Annotated in this window: 7 protein-coding genes; 6 read left to right on the top strand and 1 reads right to left on the bottom strand. The window is 64.7% G+C overall.

Annotated elements, in window-relative coordinates; all coding sequences use genetic code 11:
• The first annotated feature begins 38 nt into the window (after positions 1–38).
• The 6 genes from AU465_RS34910 to AU465_RS34885 all read left to right on the top strand — a co-directional run bounded on the left by AU465_RS34910 (position 39) and on the right by AU465_RS34885 (position 5,490).
• A complete protein-coding gene (locus AU465_RS34910; RefSeq protein WP_192257859.1) occupies positions 39–668 on the top strand; it encodes an SDR family oxidoreductase in 630 nt (209 codons plus the stop codon).
• Positions 669–901: 233 nt separating this feature from the next.
• Positions 902–2,110 carry an ABC transporter substrate-binding protein gene (locus tag AU465_RS34905; RefSeq protein ID WP_192257853.1) on the top strand — a complete coding sequence of 403 codons (1,209 nt, stop codon included), beginning with the start codon at positions 902–904 and terminating at the stop codon, positions 2,108–2,110.
• Positions 2,107–2,907: an ABC transporter ATP-binding protein gene (locus tag AU465_RS34900; protein ID WP_192257851.1), complete on the top strand. Its 801-nt coding sequence runs from the start codon at positions 2,107–2,109 to the stop codon at positions 2,905–2,907. Before AU465_RS34905 ends, AU465_RS34900 begins: the two co-directional genes overlap by 4 nt.
• Complete coding sequence (locus AU465_RS34895; protein WP_192257849.1) at positions 2,900–3,604, top strand: ABC transporter ATP-binding protein; 705 nt, start codon at positions 2,900–2,902, stop codon at positions 3,602–3,604. Before AU465_RS34900 ends, AU465_RS34895 begins: the two co-directional genes overlap by 8 nt.
• A gap of 7 nt (positions 3,605–3,611) precedes the next feature.
• On the top strand, positions 3,612–4,499 hold the full coding sequence (locus AU465_RS34890) for a branched-chain amino acid ABC transporter permease (protein ID WP_192257847.1): 888 nt from the start codon (positions 3,612–3,614) through the stop codon (positions 4,497–4,499).
• 1 nt (position 4,500) lies between these two features.
• Positions 4,501–5,490, top strand: coding sequence for a branched-chain amino acid ABC transporter permease (locus tag AU465_RS34885; protein WP_192257845.1), 990 nt, complete (start codon positions 4,501–4,503; stop codon positions 5,488–5,490).
• Between the two features lie 24 nt (positions 5,491–5,514).
• On the opposite strand, the gene AU465_RS34880 is transcribed toward AU465_RS34885, so the two are convergent.
• Complete coding sequence (locus AU465_RS34880; RefSeq protein WP_192257843.1) at positions 5,515–6,207, bottom strand: winged helix-turn-helix transcriptional regulator; 693 nt, start codon at positions 6,205–6,207, stop codon at positions 5,515–5,517.
• Positions 6,208–6,371: the final 164 nt, after the last annotated feature.

Below are 6,371 nucleotides of genomic sequence, written 5' to 3'. Positions count from 1 at the left end.
GCCTTCGCTGCAGCCTTCATCTTCTGGATCAATGAGTCCTGACCCTAGCGGCGCTCGGCTTCACCGTGCTCATCGGTGTGCGCGACCTCGCCAAGGGCGAGGCGGCGGCGAAGAAGCTCGGCGGCAATGTCGAGGCCATCGCGCTGGGTGTCGCCGCACCTGATGGGCCAGCCCTTGCTGCAGCCGAAGTGGAGCGCCGTTTCGGTCGGCTCGACGTGCTCGTCAACAACGCCGCCATTCATTACGAGCTGTCCGCGCGGGCGCTTAGGCCCCACCGGACGGTGGACCGCAAGGCCTTCGAGACCTATGTCGTCGGCGCCTGGCGGGTGGCGTTCGCCTTCGCGCCGCTGCTCAGCGCCTCCGGTCATGGCCGGCTGGTCATCGTTTCTCCCGAGGCTGGCTTGTCGGCCTCGACGGACGCCGACGCGCCGGCCTATTCGACCGGCAGGGCGACGCTCAATGCGCTCACCCGAATCTTGGCGGCCGAGCTGCGCGGCGCCGGCGTCCTGGTCAACGCCATCAGCCCTGACTGGGTGGAGACCGACATGGGCGGGCCGGGCGGCCGCCCAGTTGCGCCAGGGGCGGCCGGGATCGTCTGGGCCGCGACGCTGCCGGATGACGGTCCGACCGGCGGCTTTTTTCGCGATGGCGAGCGACTGCCGTGGTGAACGGCTCGACCGCCTACCTGCGGTACGCCATGCTACGAAAATAGCATTCTCGGCCCGCGAGGTGGGTGCTAGGGTCCCGGCCCGTGCACCCAAGGCACAGGGCGGCGTGTTCCCGCAAGAGGAGGCAAGGCGAGCGGCACGCATGCCCGAATTCCCGACAAATCCCACCGACTGTTGAACCATTGCGAGGCCCGCCGCGTTTGACGTGGTTGGCCACAAGGGAGGAACCACCAGTGAAAGCATCCTATCTCGTCTCAGCCGCGCTCATTGCGGCATCCGCAATGCCGGCGGTGGCTGGCGAAATTTCCGACGGCAAGGTCAAGATCGGCATCCTCAATGATCAGTCGGGCGTCTATGCCGATTTCGGCGGCAAATGGTCGGTCGAGGCCGCCAAGATGGCGGTCGAGGATTTCGGCGGCAAGGTGCAGGGCGCGCCGATCGAGATCGTCAGCGCCGACCATCAGAACAAGGCGGACATCGCCTCCAACATCGCGCGCCAGTGGTACGACACCGAGCAGGTCGACGCGATCATGGAGCTCACGACGTCGTCGGTCGCGCTCGCCGTCCAGGGGCTTTCCAAGGAAAAGAAGAAGATCGACATCGTCACCGGCGCCGCCTCCACCGACCTCACCGGCAAGCAGTGTTCCCCCTACGGTTTTCACTGGGCCTATGACACGCACTCCCAGGCGGTCGGTACCGGCGGCGCGCTGGTCGAGCAGGGCGGCGACAGCTGGTATTTCATCACCGTCGACTATGCCTTCGGCTATTCGCTGAAGGACCAGACAGCCAAGCTGGTGGAGGCCAGCGGCGGCAAGGTGTTGGGCGAGGTGCGCTATCCGCTGGGCTCCACCGACTATTCCTCCTTCCTGCTGCAGGCGCAGTCCGCGGGCGCCAAGATCATCGGGCTTGCCAATGCCGGCCTCGACACCTCCAACTCGATCAAGCAGGCAGCCGAGTTCGGCATCGTCGCCGGCGGTCAGCGGCTGGCGGCGCTCCTGTTCACGCTCGCCGAAGTGCACGGCCTCGGCCTGCAGGCAGCGCAGGGCGTGGTGCTCACCGAAGGCTATTACTGGGACCGCGACGACGTGAGCCGCGATTTCGCGCAAAAATTCTTCAAGCGCACCAACCGCATGCCGAACATGATCCAGGCCGGCACCTATTCGGCGGTGACGCAGTATCTCAAGGCCATCGACAAGGCCGGCACGGACGAGACCGAGGCGGTGGCCAAGCAATTGCATGAGATGCCGGTCAACGACGTATTCACTGTGAACGGCAAGGTGCAGGCCGACGGCTCGATGGTGCACGACATGTATCTCTACCAGGTCAAGAAGCCGGAGGAGAGCAAGAAGGACTGGGACTACTACACCTATCTGGCGACCATTCCGGGCGACAAGGCCTTCCTGAAGGCCGAGGACAGCGGCTGCCCGCTTGTCACCAAGTGACGCTCGAAACCGCAACGGCCGTCCGGTCGGACGGCAGCGAAGAGACGCCGCGGGTGGTGCTTTCCGCCCGCGGCCTGCGGCGCGACTTCGCCGGTTTCGTCGCGGTGAAGGATGTCGACCTCGACGTCCATCACGCAAAGATTCACGCGCTCATCGGCCCGAACGGCGCCGGCAAGACCACCATCTTCAACCTGTTGACCAAATTCCTGCAGCCGACCAGCGGCACGATCGAGTTGCTCGGCACTGACATCACTCGCACGCCGCCGGCAAGGGTTGCGCGCATGGGTCTCGTCCGCTCCTTCCAGATATCGGCGATCTTTCCGCATCTCAGCGTCCTCGACAATGTGCGGGTGGCGCTTCAGCGCCCGGGCGGGCTCGGCTACCAGTTCTGGCGCCCGGTCTCGGCGCTGGACCAGCTCACGCCAAGGGCGCGCGAGCTGCTCGCCATTGTCGGCCTCGACGACGCCGCGCATCGTCTCGCTGGCGATCTCTCCTATGGCCGGAAGCGCGTGCTGGAGATCGCCACCACGCTCGCCCTCGATCCGAAAGTGCTTCTGCTCGACGAGCCGATGGCCGGCATGGGGCATGAGGATGTCGGCATGATTTCCGGCATCATCCGCTCGCTGGCAAAAGACCGTGCCGTGCTGATGGTCGAGCACAATCTCACCGTCGTCGCCGATCTCTGCGACTGGATCACCGTCATGCAGCGCGGCCAGGTGCTGGCGGCCGGCGACTATGTCACCGTCAGCCAGGACGAGCGTGTCCGCGTCGCTTACATGGGGACGGAGCATGAGTGAGCCGCTGCTTGCCGTGCGCGATCTCCACGCCTGGTATGGAGAGGGCCATGCGCTGCATGGCGTCAACCTCGAAGTCTTACGCGGCGAGACCGTGACGCTGCTCGGCCGCAACGGCGTCGGCAAGACGACGACGCTGCGCGCCATCATGGGGCTGATCCGCAAGCGAACAGGCAGCGTCACCTTCAACGGCAAAGACCTGATCCGCCTGCCGCTCCACCGCATCGCCCATCAAGGCATCGGCTTCGTGCCGGAGGAGCGCGGCATCTTCGCCACGTTGACCGTTGATGAGAACCTCATCCTGCCGCCGGTGGTGGCCAAGGGCGGCATGAGCGTGGAGGAGATCTTCGAGCTCTTCCCCAACCTGAAGGAGCGCCGCAACAGCCAGGGCACAAAACTCTCCGGCGGCGAGCAGCAGATGCTGGCGATTGCCCGCATCCTGAGGACTGGCGTCGACATGCTGCTGCTCGACGAGCCGACCGAAGGGCTGGCGCCGGTCATCGTGCAGCGCATCGGCGAATTGCTGGCGACGCTGAAGAAGCGCGGCATGACGATCCTTTTGGTCGAGCAGAATTTCCGCTTCGCCGCCCGCATGGCCGACCGCTTCTATCTGATGGACCACGGCAAGGTGGTGGAAGGCTTCCCGGTCGGCCAGCTTTCCGCGCACACCGAGAAACTGCACGAGGTGCTGGGGGTATGATGGCCAAATGACCATGATCTTCGGCATTCCCATCCAGGCCTTGCTCGGACAGCTGCTGGTCGGCCTTATCAACGGCTCCTTCTACGCGATGCTCAGCCTCGGCCTGGCTGTCATCTTCGGCTTGCTGCGCATCATCAATTTCGCCCATGGCGCGCTCTATATGCTCGGCGCCTTCATCGGCTATCTGCTGCTCGTCCATCTCGGCATCGGCTACTGGCCGGCGCTGATCATCGTGCCTTTGGCCGTCGGCCTGTTCGGCATGGTGGTCGAGCGCGTGGCGCTGTCGCGGCTCTACCGCCTCGATCCGCTCTACGGCCTGCTCTTCACCTTCGGTCTGGCCTTGGTCATCGAAGGCGTGTTCCGTTTCTACTACGGCGTCTCCGGCAACCCTTATGCCGTGCCGGCGCTGCTTGCCGGCGGCACCAATCTCGGCTTCATGTTCCTGCCCAACTATCGCGGCTGGGTGGTGATGGCTTCGCTCATCGTCTGCATCGGCACCTGGCTTTTGATCGAGAAGACCAGGCTCGGCTCCTACCTGCGAGCCGCGACCGAGAACCCGGAGCTGGTTCAGGCCTTCGGTGTCAACGTGCCGCTGCTGTTGACGCTCACCTACGGGCTGGGCGCCGCCCTTGCGGGGCTGGCCGGCATTCTCGCCGCGCCAGTCTACCAGGTCAGCCCGCTGATGGGCTCGGACCTGATCATCGTCGTCTTCGCCGTTGTCGTGGTCGGCGGCATGGGCTCGATCCTCGGCGCCATCGTCACCGGCTACATGCTCGGCCTCGCTGAGGGCCTGACCAAGGTTTTTTATCCCGAGGCCTCGAACCTCGTGGTCTTCGTCATCATGGCGATCGTGCTGCTCTTGCGCCCTGCGGGCCTGTTCGGAAGGGACGCGTGAGATGAGCGAGGCGACCCTTTACGCAGAGCGCGCCGCTGCCTCCGTCCGGCTGGAACGGGGCCTGGTGGCGCTGGGCATATTGGGGCTCGTCGCGGCACCCTTCCTCATCTACCCGATCTTCGTGATGAAGATGCTGTGCTTCGCGCTGTTCGCCTGCGCCTTCAACCTCTTGCTCGGCTACACCGGCCTGCTCTCCTTCGGCCACGCCGCCTTCTTCGGCGGCGCGGCCTATTTCTGCGCCTATGCGGTGAAGGCCTGGGGCTGGCCCCCGGAGGCCGGCATCCTGCTCGGCACCGTGGGCGCTGCGGGCATGGGGCTTGTCGTGGGCTTCCTCGCTATCCGCCGGCAGGGCATCTATTTCGCGATGATCACGCTGGCGATGGCGCAGATGTTCTACTTCTTCTGCGTGCAAGCGCCGTTCACCGAAGGCGAGGACGGCATCCAGGGCGTGCCGCGTGGCCATCTCTTCGGCATCCTCGACCTCAATGTGCCGATGAACATGTATTTCTTCGTGCTGGCGATCTTCCTGATCGGCGTCTTCGCCGTCTGGCGCATCGTCAACTCGCCCTTCGGCATGATCCTGCGCTCAATAAGAGAGAACGAGAACCGCGCCATTTCGCTGGGCTATTCCGTCGGCCGCTACAAGCTCGCCGCCTTCGTCATGTCGGCAGCCCTTGCCGGCCTTGCCGGCGCGCTGAAGGCGATCGTCTTCCAGTTCGCGACGCTGACCGACGTCACCTGGCAGATGTCCGGCGAGGTGATCCTGATGACGCTGCTCGGCGGCATCGGCACCATGGTCGGCCCGGTGGTGGGCGCCGGCCTCGTCGTCGGGCTCGAAAACACTTTGGCCACCTCCGGCTTCCCGGTGACGATCGCCACCGGCCTGATCTTCATGATCTGCGTGCTGATCTTCCGGCGCGGCATCGTCGGCGAGATCTATGCGCGGTGGCTTTCGCCCGCCGGAGAGGGCAGCGAACGCGGCAAGCATTAGCCTCCGCCACGACAGCGCCGAGGATCATGCCGCGTGCTTGGGTTCGACTGCGAACGGGCTGAGGCCCAGCCAGGTCTGCATTTGCCTGCCGATGGCCTGGTTGCCTGTGAGGGTGACCTTCGCGCCGGCCTTCTCGACGGTGAGCAGCCCCATCCAGATCGCCGTCATCGTGTGCAGGTCGGTTGAGACATAGAGGTCGACCTCGAAGCCCGGATCGTACCAGCACAGGTCGACCTCGCCATGCTTCTCGACGATCAGCCACCAAGAGCGTTTCGACGCCGGTAGGTCCTGATACAGAAATTGTATCACGGTGCGTCCCTCGGGTAGCGGCGTGGGGTTCAGATTGCGCCGCATGTCCCACATCAGGAGCGACGGATCGAGATTCTTGAGCGACAGCCGCGACTCGACCCATTTCTGTCCCCAGAAGCCCATTGCCTCGACGACCGGGCGCAAATCCCGCCCTGCTTCCGTGAGCTGGTATTCGAAGATGCCCTTCTCGCCCGGCACCTCCTTGCGCTCGACGACGCCAGCTATCTCGAGCTCCTTGAGCCGCTGCGATAGAAGGGTCGGCGACATTTTTGGAACGCCGCGGCGCAGGTCGTTGAAGCGGGTCGAACCCGCCACCAATTCGCGCATCAGCACCATCGTCCAGCGGGTGCAAAGCACCTCGGCGGCCATCGATAGCGGGCAGAACTGCTTGTAACCGTGCTGGGCCATGATCGGTGTCCCTCCCTCGAAACTGGGTCGAACATTAGGCCTTCATGAAAGAAGCGGCCAGTACGGAAACTGTACCGGCCCGGTACAGATCGCGGACTGGTTGGCGCGGCCCCCGCCATGCGAGCTCTTGGCCGACGCACGGGATGACCCTGTGCGCAGCAACC

The sequence above is a fragment of the Mesorhizobium silamurunense genome (assembly GCF_014843905.1).
Taxonomy (GTDB): Bacteria; Pseudomonadota; Alphaproteobacteria; order Rhizobiales; family Rhizobiaceae; genus Mesorhizobium; species Mesorhizobium silamurunense.
The sequence above is the reverse complement of the archived record's forward strand: the minus strand, read 5'-3'. Positions and strand labels throughout refer to the sequence as shown.

Excerpts from the sequence above, each read along its gene's own strand:
- AU465_RS34895 (WP_192257849.1), top strand. The coding sequence starts at position 2,900 with ATGAGTGAGCCGCTGCTTGCCGTGCGCGATCTCCACGCCTGGTATGGA.
- AU465_RS34890 (WP_192257847.1), top strand. The coding sequence starts at position 3,612 with ATGACCATGATCTTCGGCATTCCCATCCAGGCCTTGCTCGGACAGCTG.
- AU465_RS34885 (WP_192257845.1), top strand. The coding sequence starts at position 4,501 with ATGAGCGAGGCGACCCTTTACGCAGAGCGCGCCGCTGCCTCCGTCCGG.
- AU465_RS34880 (WP_192257843.1), bottom strand. The coding sequence starts at position 6,207 with ATGGCCCAGCACGGTTACAAGCAGTTCTGCCCGCTATCGATGGCCGCC.